Below are 25,903 nucleotides of genomic sequence, written 5' to 3' on the forward strand. Positions count from 1 at the left end.
TATTCAAACTATACTAATATAGACCCAGAGTAACTCGATGCCGTTCGACGGCGCTGGGGCAGGCGGCTCACGACGAGACGATATCAACCCCGCAAGCCGTCGATTGCGCGGGGAAAAACAGGGAAAAACCAAAGAAGGCAGGTCGCCATGACCGAGTTGAACGCCAGCGAATTTCGCACTCTCATAACCAGCGTGTTTCCTGAACTCACGGCCTCCGTCTTCAAGCTGGCGGCGAAGAGCTGGGATTCACTTGCCGTCGACGTCGACGACACGCTGATCTTCAAGTTTCCCCGCCATCCGGGCGCGGAACGAGCACTTGTGAAGGAAGCCGCCTTGCTCGACATCATCAGGCCGTCGCTGTCGATCGCGGTTCCCGACATGCGCATTCATGACGGGCCGCCGATCTTCTCCAGCCATGCCAAGCTCGAAGGCGAACATCTGATTGCCGAAGATTACGATGCGCTTCGCGAAGGCGATCGTCAGCACCTCGCCGAAGATCTCGCCCGTTTTTACGCCGAGCTGCACGTGCTCGATGCCGATCGCATAAGGTCGGCCGGCGCCGGGCCGATCCAGGCCTGGCAATCGTCGGATGCGGTGCGAACGAAGGCCTTGCCGCTGCTGCCGCCCGAGATCGGCAGCTTTGCACAGGCCATTATTTCCGATTTCGAAGCCTTGCCGCCCGATCCCCACGGCAAGACCTACGGCTTCTTCGACGGTCATGGCTGGAACATGGCGTTCGACCATGCACAAAAGCGGCTGAACGGCATTTATGATTTTGCCGATTCAGGCTTTGGGCCGTTGCACCAGGAATTCATCTATTCGAACTTCATCTCGCCCGATCTGACCGCCCGCATCGTATCGGCCTATGAAATGCTGACCGGACGCAAGCTCGACCGGCGGCGCATTGCGATCTTGACGGGCTTCCATCGTCTTTCCGAACTCGCCGAGCTTGCGGACGATCCGGCCCATGTCGAATTGATGGTGCGAAATGTTGCGACATGGGCCGCCGCCGCCCACGTCGCCTGAGGCGCAGCCGTCAGACGGATCGTGCCGCGCCGCCGTCGCAGCGGATTAGCGAGCCGGTGATGTAGCTTGCCGGCTGGCTGCAGAGGAAGGCGGCCGTTGCGGCAAATTCCTCCACCCTGCCGTAGCGGCCGACCGGAATGCGCGCTTCCTTGTCGGCACGGACCTCTTCGAGGCTCTTGCCCGTCCGCTTTGCCGCCGCCCCGTCGAGATCGTCGAGCCGTGCGGTCAGGATGCTGCCCGGCAAGAGCAGGTTGGTGGTAACGCCGAAACCCGCCACCTCCGAGGCAAGTGTCTTGCTCCAGCCGGCCAGGGCAGGGCGCAGCGTATTCGACAGCGCCAGATTGGCGATCGGTTCGATCACGCCGGAGGAGGCCACCGTCAGGATGCGGCCCCAGCCCTGCGCCTTCATGCCGGGCAGCAGCGCATTGGTGAGGGTAATCACGCGGGCGACCATGGAGAGGAAATAGATCTCGAGTTTTTCGCCCGTCATGTCCTCGGTCGTGCCGGGCGTCGGCCCGCCGGTATTGTTGACGAGGATATCGAGCCCGCCGAACTTCTCCTTCACCGCCGCCGTCACCGTCTCGACGAACCGTTCATCGCCGAGGTCGGCCCAGATCCAGTCGGCCCGGCCTTTGCTTTCGCTGTTGATCGCCTTGCAATTGGCCTCCAGTTGCTCGCCACTGCGTCCGCAGAGCAGCACGTTTGCGCCTTCGCGCGCCAGTGCCGCGGCGATGCCGAGACCGAGACCACGCGAGGAGGCGAGGACGAGCGCGCGTTTGCCTGTGATGCCGAGATCCATGATTGTCCTCCAATATCTCCAGAGCATTTCCGTTTTTCTTCGAATCACGAAAAGGCTCTATCTCTTTGTTTTCGCGCAACTCCGGACGGAAAACCGCTTCACACTTTTCCCGGAATTGCTCCAGGCGATGTATAAGGCGCAAGTGGCGGAAAAGGAAAGGGAGCGTGATCGGTTCGGCAACGTTTGAGAATTGACGTTAACGTAAACGTTATATAATTTTGCCTGCCGAGGCATATGATTGTGCGAATTGAAGATTGGCTGTCGTATCCCGGCTCGACAATGCTTTCTCGTTTTGACAAGAAAGTGACCATGAGGGATGACGGCCGCGTGCGGCCAAGCGGAGACGAGTGAATGACCGAGACGACTGAGCTGCCCGAACGCGAGAGCATGGAATTCGACGTCGTGATCGTCGGCGCGGGGCCGGCCGGTCTTTCTGCCGCAATCCGGCTGAAGCAGGTCAATCCGGAACTCTCAGTCGTGGTGTTGGAGAAGGGCTCCGAGGTCGGGGCGCATATCCTGTCCGGCGCCGTTGTCGATCCGATCGGTATCGATCGGCTGCTGCCCGGCTGGCGTGAGGAAGCCGACCATCCCTTCAAGACCGAGGTCAGCGCCGACCACTTCCTGCTGCTTGGGCCGGCCGGCTCGATCCGCCTGCCGAATGTGCTGATGCCGCCCTTGATGAACAATCACGGCAACTACATCGTCTCGCTCGGAAACGTCTGTCGGTGGCTGGCCACCAAAGCCGAAGAACTCGGCGTCGAGATCTATCCAGGTTTTGCGGCCACCGAAGTGCTCTACAATGACCAGGGCGCGGTCATCGGTGTCGCCACCGGCGACATGGGCATCGAAAAGAACGGCGAACCCGGGCCGAACTATACCCGCGGCATGGAACTGCTCGGCAAATATGTGCTGATCGGCGAGGGCGTGCGCGGCTCGCTAGCCAAGCAGCTGATTGCCAAATTCGATCTGCAGAAGGATCGCGAACCGCAAAAATTCGGCATCGGCATCAAGGAGCTCTGGGAGGTCAAGCCGGAGCACCACAGGCAGGGCCTGGTGCAGCACTCCTTCGGCTGGCCGCTCGGCATGAAGACCGGCGGCGGCTCCTTCCTCTATCACCTGGAAGATAATCTGGTGGCGGTCGGCTTCGTCGTCCACCTGAACTACAAGAACCCCTATCTCTATCCCTTCGAGGAATTCCAGTGCTTCAAGACCCATCCGGCGATCCGCACCACCTTCGAGGGCGGCAAGCGGCTGTCCTATGGGGCGCGCGCGATCACCGAGGGCGGTTATCAGTCGGTGCCGAAGCTGTCCTTCCCCGGCGGGGCGCTGATCGGCTGTTCGGCCGGTTTCGTCAACGTGCCGCGCATCAAGGGCAGCCACAATGCGGTGCTGTCGGGCATGCTGGCGGCCGAGAAGGTGGCGGCGGCAATCGAAGCCGGGCGCAGCCATGACGAGGTCGCCGAGATCGAAAACGAATGGCGCAAGGGCGACATCGGCCGCGACCTGAAGCGGGTGAGGAATGTCAAGCCGCTCTGGTCGAAGTTCGGCACGGCCCTCGGTGTGGCGCTCGGCGGCTTCGACATGTGGACCAATACGCTGCTCGGCTTTTCGTTCTTCGGCACGCTGAAACACGGCAAGACCGATGCGCAGTCGCTGGAGCCGGCCGCCCAGCACCAACCGATCGCCTATCCGAAGCCGGACGGCGTCCTGACCTTCGACCGCCTGTCCTCGGTGTTCCTGTCGAACACCAATCACGAGGAGGACCAGCCGGTGCATCTGCAGGTCAAGGACATGGCGCTGCAGAAGCGTTCGGAGCACGACATCTATGCCGGCCCGTCGACGCGTTACTGTCCGGCCGGCGTCTATGAATGGGTGGAGAAGGAGGGCGAACAGACCTTCGTCATCAACGCCCAGAACTGCGTGCACTGCAAGACCTGCGACATCAAGGACCCCAACCAGAACATCAACTGGGTGCCGCCGCAGGGCGGAGAGGGGCCGGTCTATCCGAATATGTGATGCGGATGAACCCCACCGCCGACAATTTTCACGTGCGGGCGCCTTCGTGATCGCTTGTTGCGGGCGGCTGTTAGCCGTTCATTAACCATAATCTTCTTAGCTTGCGACATCTTCTTGACGCACTAAGGACACATTCATGACGATCTCGCGCCGGGGCTTCCTGATCGCTCTGCCCCTTTTTGTCGCCGGCTGCTCATCGACCGGCTTGAACAGCCAGACGAATTACGCCGCACTTCCGGACGAAAAATTCCCGCTGAAGCAGGTGCCGATCGACAAGATCAAGCCGGAACTCCGCCGCCAGGAGGTGGCCTATGAAACCACGCACGCTGCCGGCACAGTGGTGGTCGATACCCCGGCGCGGCGCGCCTACTATGTTCTCGGTGACGGCAGGGCGATGCGCTACGGTGTCGGTGTCGGCCGCGAGGGGCTGGCATTTGCCGGCGATGCCTATATCGGCCGCAAGGCCGAATGGCCGAGCTGGACGCCCACCGAAAACATGCAGCGCCGCGAAGAACGCTATCGCAAGCTCGCCGGCGGCATGCCGGGCGGCCCGAACAACCCGCTTGGCGCGCGGGCGATGTATCTTTATCGCGGCGGCGGCGACACGCATTTCCGCATTCACGGCACCAACCAGCCGCAATCGATCGGTCTTGCCATGTCGAGCGGCTGTATCCGCATGATGAACCACGACGTGATCGACCTCTATAGCCGCGTCGAGGTTGGCGCCAGGGTCGTCGTCATCCAGGCTTGAGCGACTAAAATCTAGTTCATTGAAAAAGCCGCCGCAGCGATCGCTGCCGGCGGCTTCGATTTTTGTTGGCCCCGGCTGGCGGTCAGCGGCGCGTCGCGGCGATACCCGTGGAAAGCGCGACGCCGATGCCGGTGATCACGGCGGCGCTGATTTCGGTGAGGCCGATCGGTTCGCCAAGCAGGAAGCCGCCGCCAAGCGTTGCCAGAACCGGCGTCAGCGCCGTGAAGGCGGCGGCCTGTGTCCCGCCGAGTCTTCTGACGGCGGTGCCGTAGGCCACCATGGCGACGAGGCCGGAAAGAACGCCCTGGCTCAGCGCCTGCAGACCGATTTCCTGCAGAGGAGCCTGCGGCAGCGAGATCCCGAAGGCGAGGGCAAGCGCGGCCATGATCAGGAAGGACCAGACGGCGATCAGTGCGCTCGCCTGCACGGCCGTCAGACCGGAGCGGCGGAAGGCATGGGTATAGCTTGCCCACAGAACGGCGCCTGCCGGCAGCAGCACGAAGCTCGTCCACGGCAGCGAGGCATCCGTCAGGCTATGTGTGAGCAGGACCAGCACGCCGGCGACGATTGCGGCAAGCCCGGTAATGCGCGTGCCGTCAGGTCTTTCGCCAAACAGCGCAATCCCGATCAGCGCCGCGGCGAGCGGCATCGAGCCGCCGAGCAGAATGCCGGAAGAGGCAGCCGGCGTCGAATGAATGGCCAGCGTGGTCAGCAGGAAGAAGACGGCGCCCGAGCCGGCGACCATGATTGCCAGCAGATGCAGCGGCAGGGCCTTCGGCAGCAATCCGGTCTTCAGCCAGACCGGTGAAAGCACCAGCGCCGGAATTCCGAAGCGGATCAGCCCGATGTCGATCGAGCCGAGCGGCGTTGCGGCGCTGTGGCGGGTGACGAGAAACCATGTCGCCCAGATCAGTACGGTAACAGTGCCGCCGGCATAGCCCAGCGCCTGCGATGGCGACTTGTCGTCGGAAAATGCAATGGTGGTCATCGTCCTGTCCTTTCCCTAGTCCGGAGCCTCTCCGGTTGAGAAAAGACTAGCGCCAGAGGGCAGGGCATGTCCTTGCTATCTATGGCTCAAAAATCATGCTAGACGCAATCTTCTGCCAATTAGTGCCGACAGGAATCGCGAAAATGCCAAATCTTGATAAATTCGATATCGCCATCCTGAAGTGCCTGCAGGAGGATGCGCGGGCCACCAATGTCGAGATCGCCGAGAAGGTGAACCTGTCGCCGTCGCCCTGCCTGCGCCGCATCCGCAATCTCGAACGTTCCGGCATCATCCGCGGCTACACGGCCGATATCGATCGCAAGGAGGTCGGTCTCGGCCTGACCGTCTTCGTCGAATTCAAGGTCGTCCAGCACAGCCGTGAAAATTCCGAGGCGCAGCAGAAGGCGCTGCTCGCCATCCCCGAGATCGTCTCCTGCTTCCTGATTTCGGGCACGGCCGATTTCCTCGCCGAGGTGGTGGTGGAAGATCTCGCCGCCTATGAGCGGCTTCTGACCGAAACGTTGTTGACCCTGCCGAATGTTAGCGACATCCGCTCGAACTTCGCCATCCGCAGCATTAAGACGCATGGGCCGTTGAAGCTGCCCGAGGGAAAATAATTCCCCTGTTTGCCGGCAGTTGTTCGGGGCATCTTCGGCCCGGGAGATTGCCGAAACCAGCCCCATCCGCCTGCCGCTTACCCCTCCCCAACCCCTCGCCACAAGGGGGAGGGACTAAGCCGGAGCGCCCGCCTCATTCCACTCGAAACGTCGCAGATATGGAAAACGGGTGCGGCAGGTTAAGCCCCTCCCCCTTGTGGGGAGGGGTCTTTCTTGAGGGTCTTGCCGTTTGCAAACGCTACAGCAGCGTCCCGCTGAGGATGAGCAGCGCCACCGAGAAGTAGATGACGAGCCCCGTGACGTCGACCAGCGTGGCGACGAAGGGGGCGGAGGCGCTGGCCGGATCGAGCCGGAGCTTCTGCAGCAGGAAGGGCAGCATCGAGCCGCAGATCGAGCCGAAGGTGACGATCCCGATCAGGGCGGCAAATACCGTAATGGCGACCATCTGCCAGTGCGGGCCGTAATCGTAGAGCCCGGCCGACTGCCAGAAGACGATGCGGACGAAGCCGACGAGGCCGAGGATGGCCCCGAGCACGATGCCGGTCGGCAGTTCGCGCAGGAGCACTTTCCACCAGTCGGAAAGCTTCAGCTCGCCGAGCGCCAGGGCTCGGATGATCAGCGACGTCGCCTGCGAACCGGAATTGCCGCCCGAGCTCATGATCAGCGGGATGAACAGTGTCAGCACCACGGCTTTTTCCAACTCGCCTTCGAAATGCTGCATGGCGCTTGCCGTCAGCATCTCGCCGAGGAAGAGGGCGGCGAGCCAGCCGGCGCGCTTGCGGATCATGCCGGCGAAGCCGATCTTCATGTAGGGCTGGCCGAGCGCCTCCATGCCGCCGAACTTCTGGGCCGCTTCCGTCGTGTCCGAAATCATCGTGTCGATTACGTCGTCGACGGTGACGATGCCGAGCACCTGACCATTCTCGTCAATGACGGGCAGGGCGAGCAGGTCGTGTTTGCGGATCAGCCGAGCGACATCCTCCTGCTTCATCAGCGGATCGGCTGAAACCGGCACGCCTTTCTGAGCCACCGAAAGGATGGAAGCATCCGGCTCGCCGGTGATCAGCCGGCGCAGCGTCACCACATGCATGAGCGCATGGCTGATCTCGTCGAGGACATAAATGGCGTAGACGGTTTCGCGCGAGCGTTCGACCTGGCGCACATGGTCGAGTGTCTGGGCGACCGTCCAGCTGTCAGGCACGCTGACGAACTCCGTCGTCATGATGCCGCCGGCCGTGCGCGGCGGATAGCCCATCAGGTGCTGGATCGCGATGCGCACCGGTTCGTCGAGGCTGGAGAACAGTCGGGCGCGGGTCTCGCCGTCGAGTTCGAGCAGCACGTCGGCGACGCGGTCATTCGACATGCCGTGCAGCAGCCGGGCGGCGTCCTCGGCGCTGATCAGTGCCAGGATCTGTGCTGCGTTGCGAAGCTCCGGCCGGTCGAGAATGTTGACGGCATAGTCGAGCGGCATGCCGCATAGCACACGCCCGGCGTCCTGGACGCTCAGCGCGTTCAACGCTTCGACGCGTTCGGCGATCGTTGCGCCGCGGCTGTTGTTGATGAAGGCACGGGCGGCATGGCCTGCCCGAAGAGGGAAGCGATTGATATTCATTTGAGGCTCGCCTTTCCGTCGATCCGCCGTAGCGTCCGATCGGGCGAGCCGACAGGAGTCGGTCAGCGCACGAGGGCCGCGTACGGCAAAGGCAATCGACTGCTACTGTCGCTTGGCATCGTTAAGATGGCTCCGTTGAAATCCGCGGAAGACAAGTGCCGTCCACGTGGATGCTAGGTGGTCCCGAACGCGAAAAAAGTCAAGCGGGGTAAATGCTTAACGCCAGAATGTCGCACCCCACGATGCGGCATTATGGGCGGGTACGGTTTATACGACGTTGCGGGAAACACCGGGCCTGCTGGCTGCGATCTCAGAATCCTGCAAGCACCGCCTTGCCCTTCATCCTGCCGCTTTCGACCATGGCATGCGCCGTCTTGAGGTTTCCCGCATTGATCGGCCCGACGATTTCTGAAAGCGTCGTGCGGATCTTTCCGGCGTCGACCAGCTCGGAAATCTTGTTCAGCAGCTTGTGCTGCTCGATCATGTCAGGCGTGCCGTAGAGCGGGCGGGTGAACATCAGCTCCCAATGAACGGACACGGCCTTGCGCTTGAAGGGCACGATGTCGAGGGTCTTCGGGTCGTCGATCAGCGCGAAGCGGCCTTGCGGCGCAATCGCTTCGACGATGTCGCCGATATGGCTATTGGTATTGGTGGTCGAAAATATGAATCCGGGCGCGCCGATGCCGAGCGCTGCCACCTGCGGCGCGATCGGTTGGGAATGGTCGACGACGTGATGCGCGCCGAGTTCCTTCACCCAATCCTGCGTTTCCGGCCGCGAGGCCGTGGCGATCACCGTCAGATCGGTCAATGCCCGGGCGATCTGAATGGCGATCGAGCCGACGCCGCCAGCCCCGCCGATGATCAGGATGGATCGTCCCGCTCCCGACACCGCGTCCTGCACCTTCAGCCGGTCGAACAGCGCCTCGTAGGCCGTAATCGAAGTCAGCGGCAAGGCGGCCGCAGCCGCGAAATCGAGGCTCTTCGGTTTGGCGCCGACGATGCGCTCGTCGACGAGATGGAATTCGGCATTGCTGCCCGGGCGGCTGATGACGCCGGAATAGAACACCTCGTCGCCGGGCTTGAACAGGGTGACATCAGCGCCGATGGCCGTGACGATGCCGGCGGCATCCCAGCCGAGTGTCTTGAGCTCGTCTGCGGACGGCGCGGAATGGGCGCGCACCTTCACGTCGACGGGATTGACCGAAACGGCTTTGATTTCGACGAGCAGATCGTGGCCCCTGGCCTCCGGCATCGGCAGCTCGACATCGATCAGCGAGGTCTCGGCGGAGATCGGTTGGGGCGTTTTGTAGGCGACGGCGCGCATGGGAAACTCCTGTGTTCGTTGCACGGAAGCTAGATGCGCATTATGTTCTGACAACGCAAGAATGCACAAATTCTGTACGTAGTACCCAAAAGGATACTGTAAAATGTCATTGCCGCGCGCCAAGCTCGTCAAGAATTTCCCCGGCTGCCCGGTCGAGGCGACGCTCACTTACCTCGATGGGAAGTGGAAGGGCGTGATCCTCTTTCATCTGATGGAAGGAACCCTGCGCTTCAACGAACTCCGCCGCAAACTACCGGCGGTGACCCAGCGCATGCTGACCAAGCAACTGCGCGAACTGGAGGAGTCCGGTCTGGTATCACGCACCGTCTATCCGGTCGTGCCGCCGAGGGTCGAATATGCAATGACGCCGCTCGGCATGACGCTGAAGCCTGTCATCCAGGCGTTGGCCGCCTGGGGTGACCAGTATGTCTTCTGCAGCCCGGAAGGCCGCGAGCTGCGCTTGGCCTCAGACGGTCTGCGCGCTCCGGTCGCGGCGTTCTAGGCGTAGCGAGGCTGCAAAGACGAAGAGGCCGAGGAAGGAGAGCGCTGCGCCGACATAACCGGTTGCCGCAAAACCGTAGCCCCAGGCGATGACGAGGCCGCCGAGCCAGGCGCCGATCGCATTGGCGATGTTGAAGGCGGAATGGTTGGACGCGGCGGCCAGCGTCTGCGCATCGGCGGCGACATCCATCAGCCGCGTCTGCAGCGCCGGTCCGGCGGCAAAACCGCAGCCGACGAGGAAGACGCAGAGGCCGAGCATGTAGGGATTGGCGGCGGTCAGCGAGAAGGTGGTCAGGACGACGATATTATAGACGAGCGAGCCGCCGATCGTGCCGAGCAGAGATTTGTCGGCGAGCCACGAGCCGATGAAATTGCCGGCATTCATGCCGACGCCGAAGAGAACAAGCATGATCGGAACGGCGGTTTCCGGCAGCATCGCCACCTCGGTCGTCGTCGCGGCGATATAGCTGAACATCGCAAACATGCCACCGTAGCCGACGGCGGCGATGCCAAGCGTCAGCCACACCTGCGGCCGGCGGAAGGCGCCGAGTTCGCGCAGGAACCCGGCCTCCTCGGAAACCCTGTCCTTCGGAACGTAGAACCAGATCAGCGCCACCGTCAGCAGGCCGAGCACGCCGACGGAGAAAAACGCCACCTGCCAGTCGAGCGACTGGCCGAAGAACGTCGTCAACGGCGTGCCGAGAAGGGTGGCGACGGCCAGGCCGAGCATGACGCGGCCGACAGCCCGGGCGCGGCGATGCACCGGCACCATCGAGGCTGCGACAAGGGCGGCGACGCCGAAATAGGCGCCATGCGGCAGGCCGCTGACGAAACGCAGCAAGGTGAAGGTCTCGAAGGTCGGCGCCAGCGCGCTTGATATATTGCCGATGGCAAAGACCAGCATCAGCGTCAAGAGCAAGGTGCGGCGCGCCATCTTCGCGGCGAGCACGGCAATGACGGGCGCGCCGATGACGACGCCGAGCGCATAGGCGCTGATGACGTAGCCGGCCTGCGGCGTTGTGACCGAGAAAGTCTCGGCGACATTGGGCAGCAGCCCCATGATCGCAAACTCGCCGGTGCCGATGCCGAAGCCGCCGCAGGCGAGCGCCAGTTGCACCAGCGCCACGGTCGTTGCCGACGGCAACTCTTCATCCGGCTGGCTATCGATGGAATCATGAATGGCGATCTGGCTCACGAGAGCTCCTCGAGGCGGTTTCTGCTTGGAAATGGCCCGTGACGCAGGCGCGGCCGCGAGCCGATCGTAAAATGGCGGGAGGTGGAGACCCATGTCCCCGATACTTCATCTATCCCTAACGTTCAGGCTGGCGTCGAGTGCATTTTTTGCAGTGCAGCGTCCTGCTATGTGCATACGTCTATTGCAAATTTTGCATTTCTGTCATTTCCGCGGGGAAGTGGCGGCGCTTGAAATCGCCTTGATCGCAACCATCTGATGGACATAGGCCGGATTATCTCCACGCCAGGGACTGGAGCCCTTATGAAGCTTGTAGGCTTTTTCAATCGCGACGGCGGCACCTTCAAGACCACCGACATGCTGGCCTACGAAAAGAGGGCAGAGGCGGCTTTCCGCGAAGCGGGGCACGATTTCGATGCCATCGTCTTCTCCGGAAAGGAAATCATTCCCGCCATGGAGCGGGCGGCCAAGCGCGACGATATCGACGGGATCGTCGCCGGCGGCGGCGATGGCACGATTTCGGCGGCGGCCTCGATCGCCTGGAAGAACGGCATCGCGCTCGGCGTCGTGCCTGCCGGCACGATGAACCTCTTTGCCCGCTCGCTGCGTGTGCCGCTCGATATCTGGCAGGCGCTCGACGTGCTTGCCACCGGCGAGGTCGACAATGTCGATATTGCCAGCGCCAACGGCCGGCCCTTCATCCATCAGTTTTCCGCCGGCCTGCATGCCCGCATGGTGCGCTACCGCAACGCCTACAGCTATCGTTCGCGGCTGGGCAAGATCCGGGCAAGCACAAAGGCGGCCTTGGGGGTCATCTTCAATCCGCCGGAATTCGAGGTCGATTTCGAGGCGGCCGGCATGCGGGAGCGTCGCAGGGTGTCGGCGATTTCAGTCTCCAACAATCCTTTCGGCGAGAACGCGCTGCTCTACGCCGACAATCTCACAAGCGGCGAACTCGGCTTCTACACGGCAAATCCGCTGAAGCCTCTGGGTGTCGCCCGTCTCGCCATCGATATGCTGCGCGGCAAGTTCCGCGAGAATGCCGACGTCATGGTGCTGCACCCGGCCGAAGTGCACCTGCATTTCCCGAAACTGCGCTTCAAGGCCAATTGCGTCATGGACGGTGAGTTGCTGCCGCTCGAACGCGATGTCTCGATCCGGCTGCATCCGGGCGAATTGAAGGTTCTCGTCAAGCAGGGTCTTGCGGCGCAGGTGCACGCCAGCGAACGCCGTGAGCCCGCCGCGTAAACCGGCCCCGCGTAGGTTTCAGAGCCGCGGCAGATAGGTGCGGTAGTCGAAATCCGAGACGGTGCGCAGATGCGCCAGCGCTTCCTTGCGCTTGGTGTCGCCATAGAGCGCCTGATATTGATCGCCGAAGATATCGGCAATGAAGGGCGAGGTGCGGAAGGTTTCGACGGCGGTGAGGAAATCATGCGTCAGCCGGGCCGTATTCGGCGGCGTGTGCGAGGGCGTCGTCTCCTCGCCGGGATCGAATTCGCCATCGAGACCGGTGAGCATGCCGCCGAGGATCGCCGCCAGCAGCAGATAGGGATTGGCGTCGGCGCCGGCGACGCGGTGCTCGATGCGGGCGGCCGGCCCATCCTTATCGGGTATGCGGATCGCCGTGCCGCGATGGCCGCTGCCCCAGGTGAGATCAACAGGGGCGAATGAACCCGGCTGGAAGCGCCGGTAGGAATTGGCGAAGGGAGCGAAGATCAGCTGCGCCTCGCGCATGGTCTTGAGCAGGCCCGCCGTGGCCGATTTCAGCCGCTTCGGCTCACCGCCTTTGGCATCGAGGATGTTGCGGCCTTGCCGGTCGATGATGCTCGCATGCACATGCAGGCCGGAGCCGGCATGGTCGGAATAGGGCTTGGCCATGCAGGTCGATTTCAGCCCGTGCCGGCGCGCTGCCTGCTCGGCGATGCGCTTGAGACAGAGGCAATCGTCGGCGGCCGCCAGCGCATTCGGGCGGTGCAGCAGGTTGACCTCGAACTGGCCCGGGCCGAACTCCGCCGTCGTCGCATCCGCCGGCAACCCCTGTGCCCTCGCATAGGCTCTCAGCGTCTGGAGATAATCGTCGAGCGCGTCGACGGCGCTCATGTCGTAGAGTTGGAAACCGTTCGGTTCGCCGCGATAGGTGAGGTTTTCGGGCGGGGAGGGGCGTCCGGTTTCACGCCAGTCTCCCGCCATCACATAGAATTCCAGCTCGGTCGCCACCACAGGCGTCAGGCCGCGCGAGGCATAGCGCTCCAGCACCGAGGCGAGGATGGCGCGCGGATCCATGAAGCTCGGGCTGCCGTCGAACTCGTGCATGCTGGCCAGCACCTGCATCGAACCCTCGGGCGCCCAGGGCATCGGCGCCAGGCTGCGCCGGTCCGCAACGACCATGCCGTCGGGATCGCCGATCGTCAACGACAGGCCGGTAATGTCGTCATTGTCGTCGCCCCAGATGTCGAGCGATTGCGTCGAGGTCGGCAGGCGGATCTCGCCGGCCCAGACCTTGCCTTGTGCGTCGAGCGGAAGCTGCTTGCCGCGCAGGTCGCCGTTCATGCCGACGATTAGGATCTCAAAACGCGGGTCGCCGCCATCGGTCTTGCCGTCTATCCTGTCGCTCGCCATGACCTTGAAAATCCTCCGGGACAAGGCCAAGCTCCTATCCCATCGATAGCAGCCTTTCAATCCACGAGGGTCTTTCACCAGCCATGCCCGATACTTACCCTCTCTCGAATCTCGCCGCGATCGACGCAGCGCACCACCTGCATCCCTTCGCCGACATGAAGAAATTGAATGCCGAAGGCACGCGCGTCATTCAGCGCGGCGAGGGCGTCTACATCTTCGACAATCACGGCAGGAAATATCTCGACGGCTTTGCCGGCCTCTGGTGCGTCAATATCGGTTATGGTCGCCGGGAGATCACCGAAGCCGTCGCGCGGCAGATGAACGAACTGCCCTATTACAACACCTTCTTTGGGACGACCTCGACGCCGACCGCGCTGCTTGCCGAGAAAGTCACCTCTCATGCCGGCGAGCGTTTCAACCATATCTTCTTCACCGGCTCCGGCTCGGAAGCGAACGACACATGGTTCCGCATGGCCCGAGTCTATTGGCGTGCGGTCGGCAAATCGTCGAAGAAGATCGTGATATCGAGGAAGAACGGCTATCACGGTTCGACTGTTGCCGGCGCCAGCCTCGGCGGCATGAAGTACATGCACGAGCAGGGTGATCTGCCGATCCCAGGCATCGTCCATATCGGCCAGCCCTATTGGTACGGCGAGGGCGGCGATCTCTCGCCCGCCGAATTCGGTCTCAAGGTTGCTCGCGAGCTCGAAGCGAAGATCGACGAACTGGGCGAGGAAAATGTCGCCGCCTTCGTTGCCGAACCGGTACAGGGTGCCGCCGGCGTCATCATCCCGCCCGAAACCTACTGGCCGGAAATCGACCGCATCTGCAAGGCGCGCAATATCCTGCTGGTAACCGACGAGGTGATCTGCGGTTTTGGCCGTCTCGGCGCCTGGTTCGGCCATCAGCATTTCGGCGTCGAGCCGGATCTCGCGCCGATCGCCAAGGGGCTGTCCTCCGGCTACCTGCCGATCGGCGGCGTGCTCGTCAGCGACCGCATCGCCGACGTGCTGATCAACGAGGTCGGCGACTTCAATCACGGCTTCACCTATTCCGGTCATCCGGTCTGCGCCGCCGCCGCACTCGAAAACCTGCGGATCATCGAGGAGGAAAGGTTGGTCGAGCGTGTGCGCGACGATATCGGCCCCTATTTCGGCAAGGCCTGGGCGGCGCTCGCCGAGCATGATCTGGTCGGCGAGGCCGTTAGCATCGGTCTGATGGGCGCCCTGCAGCTTGCCGCCGACAAGCGCACCCGCACCCGTTATGCCAAGCCCGATCAGGTCGGTGCGCTGGTGCGCAACCACGCGCTGGCGAACGGCCTCGTGCTGCGCGCCACCGGCGACCGCATGCTCGCCTCGCCGCCGCTTGTCATCACCCACGCGGAGGTGGACGAGATGATCGGGATGACCAGGCTGGCGCTGGATGCCGCCTGGAAGGAATTGAAGTCGTAACTCCCCTCAGCGATGCCGGGTCACCGTAGGAAGGCGCAACGGCAATGATCATCATTGGCTTCGGAACCCATCCAGTGCTTGAGGCTTAAACCAACCATGCAAGCCAAGCCTTGAGCTTGGCGTTCTTCGCTTGTTCGTAAATCTTGAGACGCCTTCTCCTTTTTGTTTGTAATTTCCGACATACATTAAATGCTATGTACGTTCCGCAGATTGTCACGCGCGGATTAAGGTGTTGGCGATGGCAACCGCCAATCTCCACTTTGTTGTTTTTGCTGCTCTCAGCTTTTGGCTTCGTCGCACCGTCGGCGTCGGAGTCCAACCGAGCCGCTGTCATTCTCAAGGTGAACGGCGCGATTGGGCCCGCCATCGCTGACTACGTGATACGAGGCATCCAGCGTGCCGGCGAACGTGAAGCGGCCTTGATCATTCTGCAGATGGACACACCCGGTGGCCTTGACACCTCCATGCGGGAAATCATTCGCGCGATTCTTGCCTCACCAGTGCCTGTCGCGGGCTTCGTCGCACCGAGTGGGGCACGGGCTGCCAGCGCCGGCACCTATATTCTCTACGCAAGCCACATTGCGGCAATGGCGCCTGGGACCAATCTGGGTGCGGCGACACCAATCGCGCTCAGCATAAAGCCTTTCGGCGGTGATGCGGAACCCGAAAAGAAGCCGAGCGAGCCTAGTGACAAACAGGCAGAAGCTCCAGGCAATGCCAGCGAAGCCAAAGCAGTTAACGACGCCGTCGCTTACATTCGCGGGCTTGCGGAATTGCGCAATCGCAACGCCGACTGGGCAGAGCGTGCTGTCCGCGAAGCTGCGAGCCTTTCATCCAATGCGGCAGTGCGCGAACATGCCATCGATTTCACGGCAGTCGATGTCAACGATCTTCTTGCAAAGGCACAAGGGTACATGGTGCGGGTCGGTCAAGCGGACGCCCAGCTCGACACCGCCGGTTTAGTCGTGCAGGAATTCGAGCCTGATTGGCGCACGCGCCTGCTTTCCGTCATTACCGATCCGAACATCGCAATCATCCTGATCATGGTCGGTATCTATGGCCTGATGTTCGAATTTCTCGCACCTGGGACAATGCTTCCTGGCACGATCGGCGGCATCTGCCTCCTCCTTGGTCTCTATGCCCTCGCATTGCTGCCGGTGAGTTTTGCCGGCCTGGGGCTTATTTTCCTCGGTGTAGGATTGACTGTGGCTGAGGCGCATTCGCCAAGCTTCGGCGCTTTCGGCATTGGCGGCGGGGTAGCCGTGATCCTGGGAGCAACGATTTTGTTTAATACCGATGTACCCGGCCTGGAAGTGTCGCGCGTGCTACTGGGCGCGATTGCCTTTGCGACTCTTGCCTTTAGCCTTGTCGTTGCTCGCTTGGCATTCACCTCGCGCTTGCGCCAGGTTGCCACCGGTGCGGAACAGATGATCGGCATCTCCGGCAAAGTTGAGAGTTGGACGGGGCTCACGGGCTACGTCATTGCGCATGGCGAACGCTGGAAGGCGGTTTCCGCCGAACCGCTTGTTGCTGGTGACCCTGTCAGCGTCACTGGCCGCAATGGGCTTGCGCTCGAGGTCGCCAGCCGTCCTAAGGACACTTAACGGTCACTCAGGAAGCAGGAGGAGAAGTCATGGAAATGTTTGCAGATCTTGCCTTCTATGTGGTGGCCATTGTCATTTTGGTCGCCATCCTCGCATCCGCGGTGAAGATTCTGAGGGAATATGAACGCGGCGTCGTCTTCACACTTGGCCGCTTTACCGGAGTCAAGGGACCCGGCTTGATTCTGCTCATCCCCTATGTCCAGCAGATGATGCGGGTCGATTTGCGCACGCGCGTACTCGATGTCCCCAGCCAGGACGTCATCTCACATGACAATGTTTCGGTTCGTGTCAGCGCGGTGATCTATTTCAGAGTTATTGACCCCGAGAAGTCGACAATACAGGTCGAGGATTTCATGATGGCAACGAGCCAGCTTGCCCAGACGACGTTGCGCTCCGTGCTCGGCAAGCACGATCTCGATGAGATGCTGGCAGAACGTGACAGGCTCAACTCGGATATTCAGGAAATCCTTGACACTCAGACGGATGCTTGGGGAATTAAAGTAGCCACTGTCGAGATCAAACATGTGGATATCAACGAGTCGATGATTCGTGCAATTGCTCGCCAAGCGGAAGCCGAACGCGAACGCCGCGCAAAGGTCATCAATGCCGAGGGCGAACAGCAAGCTGCGGCGAAGCTACTGGAAGCGGCCGAAATTCTGGCCAAGCAGCCGGAGGCGATGCAACTTCGTTATTTGAGCACTTTGAACGTTATCGCCAGCGAGAAGACCTCGACGATTTTATTCCCCTTCCCGATGGAGTTCGGCAATCTGATGACCATTAAGCCGAAGTGATCGAACGGCACTGAACAATTACTCTTTGCGGCCCTCAAGGCACGCTTGAAAAGCGCCTCCTCGCTGCCGACAAGGCTCACGGCTATCGGGAAGCGGGCATCCTGCTGAACTCCGAAGGCGGCCGTCAAAGTCACACAACCCCATTCCCCGCAATGCCATTGCCCCTGACATCCGCCACCACCAAAGTTGAACGCTTTGGCAAAGGTGCTCTTGCGAGGAAGCATGTCGATGCCGGGTCACCGTAGCTGCAGCTGCTATCGGATCATGGGCAAGGCCAAGGTGAGGAGCGCGGCGAAAACCATCACGACGCCGTAAGGTACCTTCCGGCTCGCCCGGATTTCCTCGACGCGCATGAAAAAGGCGAGATGTGCGACGGGCAGCGGCACCGGCAGCCGCAGAAGCAGGAGCGTCACGATGCCGAGGACGAGGAGCAAAAACGAAAACGGCAGCATTCCGTGCCAGCCGATAAAAAGGCCGATCGGCAGGAAAAGTTTGGCGTCTCCTGCGCCAAACAGCCGGAACGCCCAGAGCGCCACCCCAAGTGCGAACATCAGCAGACCGGCCCCGACGTCGCCGCCAATTCCGCTCGACGCAAACAGCGCAGCGCCGACATCCTGTGAGCCAAGTATCACGGCCACCGTGCGCAATGCATAAAGTGCAACGAGAGCGAGCACGATCGTGTTGGGGATCTTCCATGTGCGGAAATCGGTCCAGGCGGCGTAGAGAAAAAGAAATACCGAAAGCGAACTAATAACATCGATCATTTGCGGCATGGTATTCACCCTTTTGGGCTATTATAGCCTGATTTGCAAGTTGTTCTACAGTAAATCCAGATGACTGAGTCAGTTTTTACGAATAGGCACCGGGACTTTGGTCTTAACCATAAAGTATAGATGTCGAGAGACTGCGTATAAATCGATTGACTAAATTAGAGTTAAGAGATTATTAATGGTCCCAGTCGAAGAGGCGGTCTCGACGACAAGGCGGCCGGGGGGATTACGGCGCACAACTTATCTGGGAGGAAATTCTCGATGAAAGCCTTTGTAAATAGCGTACGCGCTTTCGCGCGGGAAGAAGATGGCGTCGCACTCACTGAATACCTCATTCTGCTTGCCTTGCTGGTTGGCGGTGTGATCGGGGCGGTGACATTGGCCGGCCAAAATCTGTCTGCCGCTTGGGACACCTGGGCGACGTGGTTTACGGACAACGTGTCCGCCCCGCCAGCAGCAGCACCAGCAGGCTGATATTGGCATTGCAAAGAAGAGGGGGGTTTGTTAACCCCTCTCTTCTAAATTAGCATCAATGAATGGATTCGCTCCATCCAGTGTACGAGTAACCGCGATGCGTTCTTCAACGATTTTAAGTCTCGTTATTGCGTTTGTGCTCGCTGCAGCAGCCGTTTTCGGCATGCGCGAGTATCTCTCCGATCAGAAGGCCCGGCTGTTGGCGATGAACGGCATAAAGGCCGAAGAAAGAACACTCGTTGTCGCCGCCAAGCCGATGCGCTTCGGCGACCGGATCCGATCCGAAAATCTCAGAGCCATTCCGTGGCCCTCCAATGAAACACCCGCAGGTTCGTTCGTCAGCATCGAGATGGTCGTCGGCAACGATGCCCAGCCGCGCTATGCCATGGCGGCGATCGACCCCGGCGAGCCGGTGTTATCCTCGAAAATCACTGGGACCGGCGAACGCGCCACGCTGTCGGCGGCGCTCGACCAGGGCATGAAGGCGGTTTCCATCCGTGTCAACGACGTGCTCGGGGTTGCCGGCTTCGTCAGGCCTTCCGATCGCGTCGACGTGCTTCTGACGCGGGTCGTGCGAGAGCCGGCAGGCAACGATCAGACCTTCGTCGACGTGCTGCTGCAAGGCGTCAAGGTGCTGGCGGTGGATCAGACGGCAGACGAGCGCAAGGACGAGCCATCCGTCGTGAAAACCGTGACCTTTGAGGTCACGACCGATGAGGCGCAGCGCCTTACCCTCGGCTCCAGTGTCGGCACGCTCTCGCTGGCGCTTCGCAATATTGCCTCTTCCTCTGTTGAGCAAACCCGGCCAATCACCGTCGCCGACCTCGGTGGCGGGGCGATGGCGGCGGAACTCGGCAAGGATTTGGCAAAGATTGAGTTGCCAGAACCTGAAAAACAAGTGCAGATTGTGGAGCCGAAGGTCGAACCGGTGTTGCCGGTCGAGCCGAAGTGGGTAACAGTGGGGGTCTGGAACACGACGAAGCGCGAGGAGCACCGAGTCGGCCTGATCCAGTGATGTTTATGCGGCCTGCCGCGGGTGCGGCCGGCCGAAGGAGGGGGCTAAAGCAGGCATGGCGAACGGCAAAAAACGAATCGCAGGGACGAAAAGCCTTGCGGCATGGGCGGCAGTGTTTTCGGCCTGTGTGTGTTTGGGGCCTGGATTTACCGGCTACGCCAACGCACAGGAAAAGTCGGTCACCCTAGGCAAATCGGTCCAGCATGTGACCTTGCCTCCGAACGAGACGCTGACGCTCAATACCGGCCAGCCCTTCGGCGATCTGGTCATCGGCAGCGCCGACATGATCGACGTGGTGCCGCTTTCCGACCGGTCGCTGTTCATCCGCGGCAAGAAGACCGGCGCCACCAATATCTCGGTCTATGGCGACGACAAGGCGCTTCTCGGCGTCATCGACATTCGCGTTGCCAACGATTTCACCGAAGTCACCTCCGCCATTCGCTCTGCCGCGCCTTCGGCCCGGGTCAGGGTGATCAACTCCAACGATCGCATTCGTCTGACGGGCACTGTCCGTGACGGCATCGAATTGCAGCGGGTGATGGAAGTCGCCCAGTCCTATTCCGACCAGCCGGTGCTGAATCAGTTGCGCGTCAGCGACAGCCAGCAGGTGATGCTGGAGGTCCGTGTCATCGAAGCCTCGCGCCAGACGGGTCGTGACCTCGGGATCGGTTGGTCCGGGCGCGGCAACAACGGCATCGGCAAGGCAACGACCAGCCAGGGTATCACCGTGGACGATAATGGCAGCCTGGTCCGTACCCTCGTCGACCCCAAGGGTGCGGCAACGGGTATGCTGCCCTTCGGCCAGTTGATTGCCAAGGTGCTGGAAATCTCCGGCGGCCGCATCGATGTGGTCATCAATGCGCTCGAGCAGAAGGGATTGGTGCGTCGCCTGGCTCAGCCGAACCTCATCGCCATGAGCGGCTCGACCGCCAGCTTCCATGCCGGCGGTGAAGTGCCGATCCTGAAGACGACGAACAACGGCACGACGGTCGCCACAGAGACGGACTATCGCCCCTTCGGTGTGCGGCTGACCTTCAAGCCGGTGGTGCTTGACGACGGCGTCATCAATCTGGAGATCGAGCCTGAGGTTTCCGAGATTGATCCGTCGATCAACGTCAACGGCAATCCGGGTTTCATCTCGCGCGCTGCCAGCACCACGGTAGCGCTTCGCGACGGCCAGAGCTTTGCCATGGCGGGCCTGCTGCAGTCGATCAATGCCAAAGACATCCAGCAACTGCCAGGCCTCGGGCAGATACCGATCCTCGGCGCGCTGTTCCGTTCGACGAGTTTCCAGAAGAAGGAATCCGACCTCGTTATCGTCGTCACCCCGCACATTGTGCGACCAGCCCGCCCGGGCGAGGACCTCTACAGTCCCCTCGACCAGACGCGTTCGTCCAACGACGCCGAGCTTTTCGCGCTCGGTGTCCTGGAAGTCGACAAGGACATGCTCCGACGCTTTCGCAACGGCGAAGGTGTGACCGGGCCCTATGGCCATCGTCTCGACCTGAGCCAGGGAGGCCAAGTTGCTCTTACAAAACGCTAAGCGCGTCCTTTTCGTCCTTGCTGCCGCCGGCCTGGCTTCCGGCTGTGCCGACTACATGAACCATCGCGATACGATCACATTCGGGGCCGGCAACGCCATGGAAGCAAACAAGGCCATCCATACCGAGGATCCGTTCCCGCCGGAGGCCCAGCGAACCCGAATCGCAAGCGACGGCAAGGTAATCCGCAGGGCGGTCACTGAGTATCAGAACGGCGGGGTGGGCGTTATTCAGCCGTCGCCGGCCATGGAGGCCAATGGGGCGTCCAGTGGGGCCACCGTCAGCCAGTAGCTGATCGAAAGGCATGAACGGCGGCAGCGCGCCGGAAGGGGAAATGCACGAAACGGGGTCGTCACGGCGATAGCGCCGCGATGGGGGTATGCCAATGCTGAGCAGGGTTATCAGACGGTTCTGGAACGATCATCGTGGCTATGTCATCGCCTTGACGCTCATCGCCATGCCGATGCTTCTCGGCTTTTCGCTGCTGATCATCGATGTCGGCCGCAGCAGCAACCTGCATACCGATCTTCAGAACGCGGTCGATGCGATGGCGCTGGCCGGAGCCCGCGAACTCGACGGCCGCGACGACGCCATTTCGAGGGCACAGACGGCGATCGAGAAAATCGCCAACAGCGCGGCTTTTTCCGGGGGCGGAGCCGGCATGTCGCTTGGCTCGTATATTACCGTGGCCTACGACGCCGGCAACGATGCCGGGAGCACGGTCACCGTGCTTTTTCTGAAGAGCATCCCGGCCAATGACGATACGCCCATCCCGTCTTCGATGGAAACGACCACGGCCAGCGAAGCTTCCTACGCCTGGGTCATCGCCAAGCCGCAGGCGATGCAGACGATCTTTCCGATCCCGGTTGGCTTCACCCGCGATACGATCAACATCTCTGCCGATGCCGTGGCGGTATACCATGCCAGCGCCTGTGATATCACGCCGATCTTCATCTGCAATCCCTATGAGCCGGCTGGCAATACGAGCCCGGCCGCCAACGAACAGGCGGCGGCGGATCTCCACACCAACTTCGCGGCCGGCAATCTCTACGGCCGGCAAATCGAAATGTACAGCACGTCTTCGTCCAGCCCCGGGCCTGGCAATTTCGGGTTCCTGCGGACCCCGCTGGGCAATGGCGCGAACGTGATGGCAGAGGCTCTGGCGACCGGCAATCCGGGGGCCTGTTATACCCAGGACAGCCTCGATACCGAGACGGGTGCCATGGCCGGACCCGTGGAAGCTGGCGTCAATACGCGCTTCGGCATTTATGAGGGGTCGTTCAAGGGCTCGCGCGGGGACAGCCGCTATCGCCCGGCCCAGAACGTCCGCTCCGCGCAAAAGCAAACAGGGCAGAACGGCTGCAAAGGCTACGACCCGGCAATGGTCGGCAGCACGGTCGGCGATGTCACCAAGGCGGTGCCTTTGGGTTACGGCGCAACCATGAGCCCCCTCGGCGGCGGCAAGATCAGCACCGGCAACAATTGGAACTACACAAACTACTGGAGTGTCGCCCAGGGAGGCACGGCGCCGTCGGTCAGCGCGATCCTAGGCAACTATTCCAGCTATCCCCCGGGGGCCACCGGAACGCCGAGTCGGCCCTCTGCCTATGATGTCTATCGTTACGAGCTCAATACCGCGGCGCTGCTCAACCATGCCTCTGCGAACGGCGAGGTCGGTACGCCGACGACGGGCGGCGGTCAGTGCTATTCGGGACCTGCTCTCTCGAACTACACGGGGAGCGAGTACGGCGATCGCCGAGAGATTTTCGCCGCAATCGTCAATTGCGGCTACGAGGCATCGGTCGGCCATCTGAATGGTCAGAAGCAGACGCAGGCGGTTGCCTTTGCGCGCATGTTCATGACCAAACCGGCGATCAAGGCCGGTAGCGAGCGCTATCTTTCGCTCGAGGTGATCGACATCTCGGGCAAGGGTGGTCGCGGTACGCTGGAGGAATTCCTGCGGGAAGAAGCGGAGCTGGTCAGATGATGGCGCTCCGCAACTTTATCCGGCATCGGCTTTGCCTCGGCTTCTGGCGGCGGGAGGAAGGCGCGGTGCTCGCCGAAGCGCTGCTCGCCATCCCCTTTGTGACGCTCTTTGCGGCGGGGATACTGGAGTTTGGCAGCATCTTCTGGGAGCGTATGCAGATCGACGCAGGCTTGCGCGATGCGGGGCGTTACCTCTCGCGATGCCGACCGGTGTCGGGAACCTATGTGCCGACATGCAATCAGGCGACTGCGAAGACGATCGCCTTTTACGGAACCCAAACACCTGCAGCAGGCGCTAAACCCCGCGTACCCGGCTGGAAGGACGCCGCCGACATCACCATCACGGCACCCGATGCAGACGGGAACATCACCATCTCAACTGCTCATCTCTACGAGACCTCGCCGGTGTTCGGCTTTCTCGGAATCGGTGCCATCACGATCAGTTCCTTCCATGAAGAGAGATACATCGGATGGTGACCTCTAGGGCGATCAAGACCTTCTGGCAGGATAGCAGTGGTGTCAGCCTTGTCGAAGCATTGCTGACCTTTCCGATCGTCATGCTGGTATTCGCCGTCTTCATCGAGTTCGGCTATGCCATGTCGCAGTGGAACCAGACGGTCAAGGCACTGCAATATGGTGCCCGTTTGGCCGCCGTATCCGATCCGCTGACGACGAATTTCGATGCCGTTTTCCCGATCGGAGCTGCCGATCCACTCAACAACGGCAAAGCGGCACCGAACGATGCCACAATATCCTCAACCTGCGGACCGAACCGTGCCAACTGCACGCCGAAATTGAACCGGATCGTCCTGGGAAGCGACGGCGTTTGCAACGCGGGAACCGATCCTCACCCCGGTATTTGCGACCTCAACTGGCGCATCACGCCGGATAAGCTGATGGTCACCTATCAGCGATCGGGGCTCGGCTATTGGGGCCGGCCGGACGGGGCCGTGCTGACGATGCGGCTGGAGGTGCGCGATATCCCCTTGGATCTGCCGATCCTCGGCGGGCTGCTGGGACTGAACGACATCACCATCCCGGCCCATCCGGTGACGATCTCGACGGAAGATCTAAAGACGTGCGGAATCCTTAAATGCCCGTAGGAGAGCGAAAATGACAGCGCACATGAACATTGCCGCATCCACCAAGATCCTGGTTCTCTCCGACGACGCGGCTGCAGCGAGCTTCATGCTCGATACGTTCGGGTCGCTTTCGCGTTACGATGTCCGCCATCTCTCGCTGAAGGCGCTCGGAGAAAAGGGCCGCTTCGATCCGACGCAATTCAACCTGATCGTTCTCGACGTCGACAACGGGAATTTGCTGCAGCAGCCGGAGCTTTTCGCCTTTCGCACCAGCTATCGGGACATTCCGCTCGTCGTCGTTTCCGAAGACCTGCCGGACGACTTGCTGCGGCTGCTCTTCCGCCTGAACGGCAATGACTGGCTGAAGAAGCCACTCGAGCGCCGCGCCCTGATCGACATGATTTCGACCCATGCGCCGGGCACCGGGGCCAGCGATAGCCGGGTGCATGCCGTGGTCTCGGCCGTCGGTGGCGCGGGCGCCAGCATGATCGCTTCGTCGCTTGCGCATGTGCTGGCCCAGCCGACCAAGAATTCCACGCCGCGGATCGACTTGTTCGACACGGATTTCTGCTCCGGGGCGCTTGGCTATTATCTCAACCTCGTCAACGACTACGACTTGAAACCCGTCATCGCCAATCCTTCCCGGGTCGATCTGGAATTCATCGATCTCGTCCGAAAGCGTCATTCGGGTGGCTTTTCACTGCTGTCCTTCAAGCAGCCATCCGTTCTTATGGCGCCGAAGGGCCGTGAACTCGTGCTGCGCATGCTCGATGTAGCCGCCTTCGAGAGCGACCACACGATCATCGACGTTCCCTATTACGACACGCCGTGGAAATACGAGGTGCTCACTTCGGTCAACAGCATCTGCATCGTCACCGAAATGACGGTCCCTGCGCTTTCTCAAGCCAAGGATTTGTTTGCCAATCTGGTCCGGCTGCGTGGCAGTTCGGATCAGATATTCATCGTCATCAACAAGTACCGCTCCAAGTTTTTCGGCCTCGGCCTGCGCCGACAACAAACAGAAAAGATATTCAAGGAGATCCCGACGCATGTCATTGCGGATGACTGGGATACTCTGAGCGAGGCGGTCAATCGCGGCGTGCTGCCATTTCAAGTGAATTCCCGGGCGCGCTTCTGCGGCGCGGTCGGTAAACTTGGAGCACTGGTGCGATGAAGGTTATCGCCAGTGGGCGCATAAGGTCCCGCGCCGCCGATGTCGGTCTAGCGGTTTTGGCAATTCTGGCCGTTGCCGGCGATGCCGCGGCAGCCGGGCTTGTGCCGCGAAGCCTTGGGCCGACGACAGCCGCCGTGGTGACGATCGAAAAAAGCTACGCGGCCGGGACAATCGTCATCGCCAACGGGAATCGTACGCTGGATCTCGTCATCTCCGAAGGACGCGCGATCCGTTACAAAATCGGAGTCGGACGAGACGGATTTCGCTGGAGCGGTACCGTCAAGGTTGGACGCAAGGCAGAGTGGCCTGACTGGCGCCCGCCTGCCGAGATGAAGGCGCGCGCAGCCGGGCTTCCGGACCTGGTGCCGGCCGGGCCGCTCAATCCATTGGGTGCCCGCGGGATCTATCTCTACAAGGGCGGGACCGACACGCTCTACCGCATTCATGGAACGAACGAGCAGTCGACGGTCGGCGGTTTCGCCTCATCGGGCTGTTTTCGCATGAGCAATGCCGACGTCATCGATCTCTATGCGAGGGTGAAAGTCGGTTCCACGGTCATTGTAAAATAAG

Annotated in this window: 25 protein-coding genes; 18 read left to right on the forward strand and 7 right to left on the reverse strand. The window is 61.3% G+C overall.

Annotated features, from left to right (window positions below; translation table 11 throughout):
• Window positions 1-147: 147 nt before the first annotated feature.
• Window positions 148-1,026, forward strand: coding sequence for a phosphotransferase family protein (locus QMO82_RS29890; protein ID WP_183606266.1), 879 nt, complete (start codon window positions 148-150; stop codon window positions 1,024-1,026).
• 10 nt (window positions 1,027-1,036) lie between these two features.
• Here QMO82_RS29890 and QMO82_RS29895 read toward each other — a convergent pair whose 3' ends face one another.
• Window positions 1,037-1,825 (reverse strand): SDR family oxidoreductase, encoded by a 789-nt coding sequence (locus QMO82_RS29895; RefSeq protein ID WP_183606267.1) that lies wholly within the window; start codon window positions 1,823-1,825, stop codon window positions 1,037-1,039.
• A 351-nt stretch (window positions 1,826-2,176) separates the two neighbouring features.
• Between QMO82_RS29895 and QMO82_RS29900 the strand changes: the two genes are divergently transcribed.
• On the forward strand, window positions 2,177-3,841 hold the full coding sequence (locus QMO82_RS29900; protein ID WP_183606268.1) for an electron transfer flavoprotein-ubiquinone oxidoreductase: 1,665 nt from the start codon (window positions 2,177-2,179) through the stop codon (window positions 3,839-3,841).
• Between the two features lie 136 nt (window positions 3,842-3,977).
• The gene (locus QMO82_RS29905; protein ID WP_097611290.1) at window positions 3,978-4,592 is read left to right on the forward strand and encodes a L,D-transpeptidase; all 615 of its coding nucleotides are present in this window, start codon (window positions 3,978-3,980) and stop codon (window positions 4,590-4,592) included.
• A gap of 82 nt (window positions 4,593-4,674) precedes the next feature.
• On the opposite strand, the gene QMO82_RS29910 is transcribed toward QMO82_RS29905, so the two are convergent.
• The gene (locus QMO82_RS29910) at window positions 4,675-5,580 is read right to left on the reverse strand and encodes a DMT family transporter (protein ID WP_183606269.1); all 906 of its coding nucleotides are present in this window, start codon (window positions 5,578-5,580) and stop codon (window positions 4,675-4,677) included.
• A gap of 95 nt (window positions 5,581-5,675) precedes the next feature.
• Here QMO82_RS29910 and QMO82_RS29915 point away from each other — a divergent pair, with 95 nt between their 5' ends.
• On the forward strand, window positions 5,676-6,197 hold the full coding sequence (locus QMO82_RS29915) for an Lrp/AsnC family transcriptional regulator (RefSeq protein ID WP_183606270.1): 522 nt from the start codon (window positions 5,676-5,678) through the stop codon (window positions 6,195-6,197).
• Between the two features lie 238 nt (window positions 6,198-6,435).
• On the opposite strand, the gene mgtE is transcribed toward QMO82_RS29915, so the two are convergent.
• On the reverse strand, window positions 6,436-7,809 hold the full coding sequence (mgtE, locus tag QMO82_RS29920) for a magnesium transporter (RefSeq protein WP_183606271.1): 1,374 nt from the start codon (window positions 7,807-7,809) through the stop codon (window positions 6,436-6,438).
• 310 nt (window positions 7,810-8,119) lie between these two features.
• Entirely contained in the window at window positions 8,120-9,133 is a 1,014-nt protein-coding gene (locus tag QMO82_RS29925) for a zinc-binding alcohol dehydrogenase family protein (protein ID WP_183606272.1), read from the reverse strand.
• A gap of 103 nt (window positions 9,134-9,236) precedes the next feature.
• Here QMO82_RS29925 and QMO82_RS29930 point away from each other — a divergent pair, with 103 nt between their 5' ends.
• Window positions 9,237-9,635: a helix-turn-helix domain-containing protein gene (locus QMO82_RS29930; RefSeq protein ID WP_183606273.1), complete on the forward strand. Its 399-nt coding sequence runs from the start codon at window positions 9,237-9,239 to the stop codon at window positions 9,633-9,635.
• On the opposite strand, the gene QMO82_RS29935 is transcribed toward QMO82_RS29930, so the two are convergent.
• Window positions 9,600-10,829, reverse strand: a complete 1,230-nt coding sequence (locus QMO82_RS29935; RefSeq protein WP_183606274.1) for an MFS transporter — start codon at window positions 10,827-10,829, stop codon at window positions 9,600-9,602. The two genes, QMO82_RS29930 and QMO82_RS29935, sit on opposite strands and share 36 nt — an antisense overlap.
• Window positions 10,830-11,129: 300 nt before the next feature.
• On the opposite strand from QMO82_RS29935, the gene QMO82_RS29940 reads away from it, so the two are divergent.
• Entirely contained in the window at window positions 11,130-12,074 is a 945-nt protein-coding gene (locus QMO82_RS29940) for a diacylglycerol kinase family protein (RefSeq protein WP_183606275.1), read from the forward strand.
• Window positions 12,075-12,092: 18 nt separating this feature from the next.
• Here QMO82_RS29940 and QMO82_RS29945 read toward each other — a convergent pair whose 3' ends face one another.
• A complete protein-coding gene (locus QMO82_RS29945) occupies window positions 12,093-13,445 on the reverse strand; it encodes a glutamine synthetase family protein (protein ID WP_183606666.1) in 1,353 nt (450 codons plus the stop codon).
• Between the two features lie 83 nt (window positions 13,446-13,528).
• Between QMO82_RS29945 and QMO82_RS29950 the strand changes: the two genes are divergently transcribed.
• The 3 genes from QMO82_RS29950 to QMO82_RS29960 all read left to right on the forward strand — a co-directional run bounded on the left by QMO82_RS29950 (window position 13,529) and on the right by QMO82_RS29960 (window position 17,291).
• Entirely contained in the window at window positions 13,529-14,896 is a 1,368-nt protein-coding gene (locus QMO82_RS29950; protein ID WP_183606276.1) for an aspartate aminotransferase family protein, read from the forward strand.
• Between the two features lie 194 nt (window positions 14,897-15,090).
• Complete coding sequence (locus QMO82_RS29955) at window positions 15,091-16,500, forward strand: nodulation protein NfeD (protein ID WP_183606277.1); 1,410 nt, start codon at window positions 15,091-15,093, stop codon at window positions 16,498-16,500.
• 29 nt (window positions 16,501-16,529) lie between these two features.
• On the forward strand, window positions 16,530-17,291 hold the full coding sequence (locus tag QMO82_RS29960) for a slipin family protein (protein ID WP_183606278.1): 762 nt from the start codon (window positions 16,530-16,532) through the stop codon (window positions 17,289-17,291).
• A gap of 254 nt (window positions 17,292-17,545) precedes the next feature.
• Here QMO82_RS29960 and QMO82_RS29965 read toward each other — a convergent pair whose 3' ends face one another.
• Window positions 17,546-18,064, reverse strand: a complete 519-nt coding sequence (locus QMO82_RS29965) for a prepilin peptidase (RefSeq protein ID WP_183606279.1) — start codon at window positions 18,062-18,064, stop codon at window positions 17,546-17,548.
• Between the two features lie 258 nt (window positions 18,065-18,322).
• Here QMO82_RS29965 and QMO82_RS29970 point away from each other — a divergent pair, with 258 nt between their 5' ends.
• The 9 genes from QMO82_RS29970 (at window position 18,323) to QMO82_RS30010 (ending at window position 25,902) form a co-directional block, all read left to right on the forward strand.
• Window positions 18,323-18,535 carry a Flp family type IVb pilin gene (locus QMO82_RS29970; RefSeq protein ID WP_183606280.1) on the forward strand — a complete coding sequence of 71 codons (213 nt, stop codon included), beginning with the start codon at window positions 18,323-18,325 and terminating at the stop codon, window positions 18,533-18,535.
• 97 nt (window positions 18,536-18,632) lie between these two features.
• Window positions 18,633-19,550: a Flp pilus assembly protein CpaB gene (cpaB, locus tag QMO82_RS29975; protein ID WP_183606667.1), complete on the forward strand. Its 918-nt coding sequence runs from the start codon at window positions 18,633-18,635 to the stop codon at window positions 19,548-19,550.
• Between the two features lie 55 nt (window positions 19,551-19,605).
• On the forward strand, window positions 19,606-21,093 hold the full coding sequence (locus tag QMO82_RS29980) for a type II and III secretion system protein family protein (protein WP_183606281.1): 1,488 nt from the start codon (window positions 19,606-19,608) through the stop codon (window positions 21,091-21,093).
• The gene (locus tag QMO82_RS29985; protein WP_183606282.1) at window positions 21,074-21,382 is read left to right on the forward strand and encodes a hypothetical protein; all 309 of its coding nucleotides are present in this window, start codon (window positions 21,074-21,076) and stop codon (window positions 21,380-21,382) included. The genes QMO82_RS29980 and QMO82_RS29985 overlap by 20 nt, the downstream gene beginning before the upstream one ends.
• Before the next feature lie 94 nt (window positions 21,383-21,476).
• Entirely contained in the window at window positions 21,477-23,078 is a 1,602-nt protein-coding gene (locus QMO82_RS29990; protein ID WP_183606283.1) for a TadE/TadG family type IV pilus assembly protein, read from the forward strand.
• Window positions 23,075-23,554: a TadE/TadG family type IV pilus assembly protein gene (locus QMO82_RS29995; protein WP_183606284.1), complete on the forward strand. Its 480-nt coding sequence runs from the start codon at window positions 23,075-23,077 to the stop codon at window positions 23,552-23,554. The genes QMO82_RS29990 and QMO82_RS29995 overlap by 4 nt, the downstream gene beginning before the upstream one ends.
• Window positions 23,548-24,180: a TadE/TadG family type IV pilus assembly protein gene (locus QMO82_RS30000; protein WP_183606285.1), complete on the forward strand. Its 633-nt coding sequence runs from the start codon at window positions 23,548-23,550 to the stop codon at window positions 24,178-24,180. The genes QMO82_RS29995 and QMO82_RS30000 overlap by 7 nt, the downstream gene beginning before the upstream one ends.
• A gap of 10 nt (window positions 24,181-24,190) precedes the next feature.
• Window positions 24,191-25,333 carry a pilus assembly protein gene (locus QMO82_RS30005; RefSeq protein WP_183606286.1) on the forward strand — a complete coding sequence of 381 codons (1,143 nt, stop codon included), beginning with the start codon at window positions 24,191-24,193 and terminating at the stop codon, window positions 25,331-25,333.
• Entirely contained in the window at window positions 25,330-25,902 is a 573-nt protein-coding gene (locus QMO82_RS30010) for a L,D-transpeptidase (protein ID WP_183606287.1), read from the forward strand. The genes QMO82_RS30005 and QMO82_RS30010 overlap by 4 nt, the downstream gene beginning before the upstream one ends.
• Window position 25,903: the final 1 nt, after the last annotated feature.

This window comes from Rhizobium sp. BT04, assembly GCF_030053135.1.
Taxonomy (GTDB): Bacteria; Pseudomonadota; Alphaproteobacteria; order Rhizobiales; family Rhizobiaceae; genus Rhizobium; species Rhizobium binxianense.

Coding starts and splice junctions, on each gene's coding strand:
- QMO82_RS29945 (WP_183606666.1), bottom strand. CDS start 13,445: ATGGCGAGCGACAGGATAGACGGCAAGACCGATGGCGGCGACCCGCGT.
- QMO82_RS29940 (WP_183606275.1), top strand. CDS start 11,130: ATGAAGCTTGTAGGCTTTTTCAATCGCGACGGCGGCACCTTCAAGACC.
- QMO82_RS29890 (WP_183606266.1), top strand. CDS start 148: ATGACCGAGTTGAACGCCAGCGAATTTCGCACTCTCATAACCAGCGTG.
- QMO82_RS29895 (WP_183606267.1), bottom strand. CDS start 1,825: ATGGATCTCGGCATCACAGGCAAACGCGCGCTCGTCCTCGCCTCCTCG.
- QMO82_RS30005 (WP_183606286.1), top strand. CDS start 24,191: ATGACAGCGCACATGAACATTGCCGCATCCACCAAGATCCTGGTTCTC.
- cpaB (WP_183606667.1), top strand. CDS start 18,633: ATGCGTTCTTCAACGATTTTAAGTCTCGTTATTGCGTTTGTGCTCGCT.
- QMO82_RS29930 (WP_183606273.1), top strand. CDS start 9,237: ATGTCATTGCCGCGCGCCAAGCTCGTCAAGAATTTCCCCGGCTGCCCG.
- QMO82_RS29905 (WP_097611290.1), top strand. CDS start 3,978: ATGACGATCTCGCGCCGGGGCTTCCTGATCGCTCTGCCCCTTTTTGTC.
- mgtE (WP_183606271.1), bottom strand. CDS start 7,809: ATGAATATCAATCGCTTCCCTCTTCGGGCAGGCCATGCCGCCCGTGCC.
- QMO82_RS29970 (WP_183606280.1), top strand. CDS start 18,323: ATGAAAGCCTTTGTAAATAGCGTACGCGCTTTCGCGCGGGAAGAAGAT.
- QMO82_RS29955 (WP_183606277.1), top strand. CDS start 15,091: ATGTACGTTCCGCAGATTGTCACGCGCGGATTAAGGTGTTGGCGATGG.
- QMO82_RS29995 (WP_183606284.1), top strand. CDS start 23,075: ATGATGGCGCTCCGCAACTTTATCCGGCATCGGCTTTGCCTCGGCTTC.
- QMO82_RS29980 (WP_183606281.1), top strand. CDS start 19,606: ATGGCGAACGGCAAAAAACGAATCGCAGGGACGAAAAGCCTTGCGGCA.
- QMO82_RS29915 (WP_183606270.1), top strand. CDS start 5,676: ATGCTAGACGCAATCTTCTGCCAATTAGTGCCGACAGGAATCGCGAAA.
- QMO82_RS29990 (WP_183606283.1), top strand. CDS start 21,477: ATGCTGAGCAGGGTTATCAGACGGTTCTGGAACGATCATCGTGGCTAT.
- QMO82_RS29910 (WP_183606269.1), bottom strand. CDS start 5,580: ATGACCACCATTGCATTTTCCGACGACAAGTCGCCATCGCAGGCGCTG.
- QMO82_RS30010 (WP_183606287.1), top strand. CDS start 25,330: ATGAAGGTTATCGCCAGTGGGCGCATAAGGTCCCGCGCCGCCGATGTC.
- QMO82_RS29900 (WP_183606268.1), top strand. CDS start 2,177: ATGACCGAGACGACTGAGCTGCCCGAACGCGAGAGCATGGAATTCGAC.
- QMO82_RS29950 (WP_183606276.1), top strand. CDS start 13,529: ATGCCCGATACTTACCCTCTCTCGAATCTCGCCGCGATCGACGCAGCG.
- QMO82_RS29960 (WP_183606278.1), top strand. CDS start 16,530: ATGGAAATGTTTGCAGATCTTGCCTTCTATGTGGTGGCCATTGTCATT.
- QMO82_RS30000 (WP_183606285.1), top strand. CDS start 23,548: ATGGTGACCTCTAGGGCGATCAAGACCTTCTGGCAGGATAGCAGTGGT.
- QMO82_RS29965 (WP_183606279.1), bottom strand. CDS start 18,064: ATGCCGCAAATGATCGATGTTATTAGTTCGCTTTCGGTATTTCTTTTT.
- QMO82_RS29925 (WP_183606272.1), bottom strand. CDS start 9,133: ATGCGCGCCGTCGCCTACAAAACGCCCCAACCGATCTCCGCCGAGACC.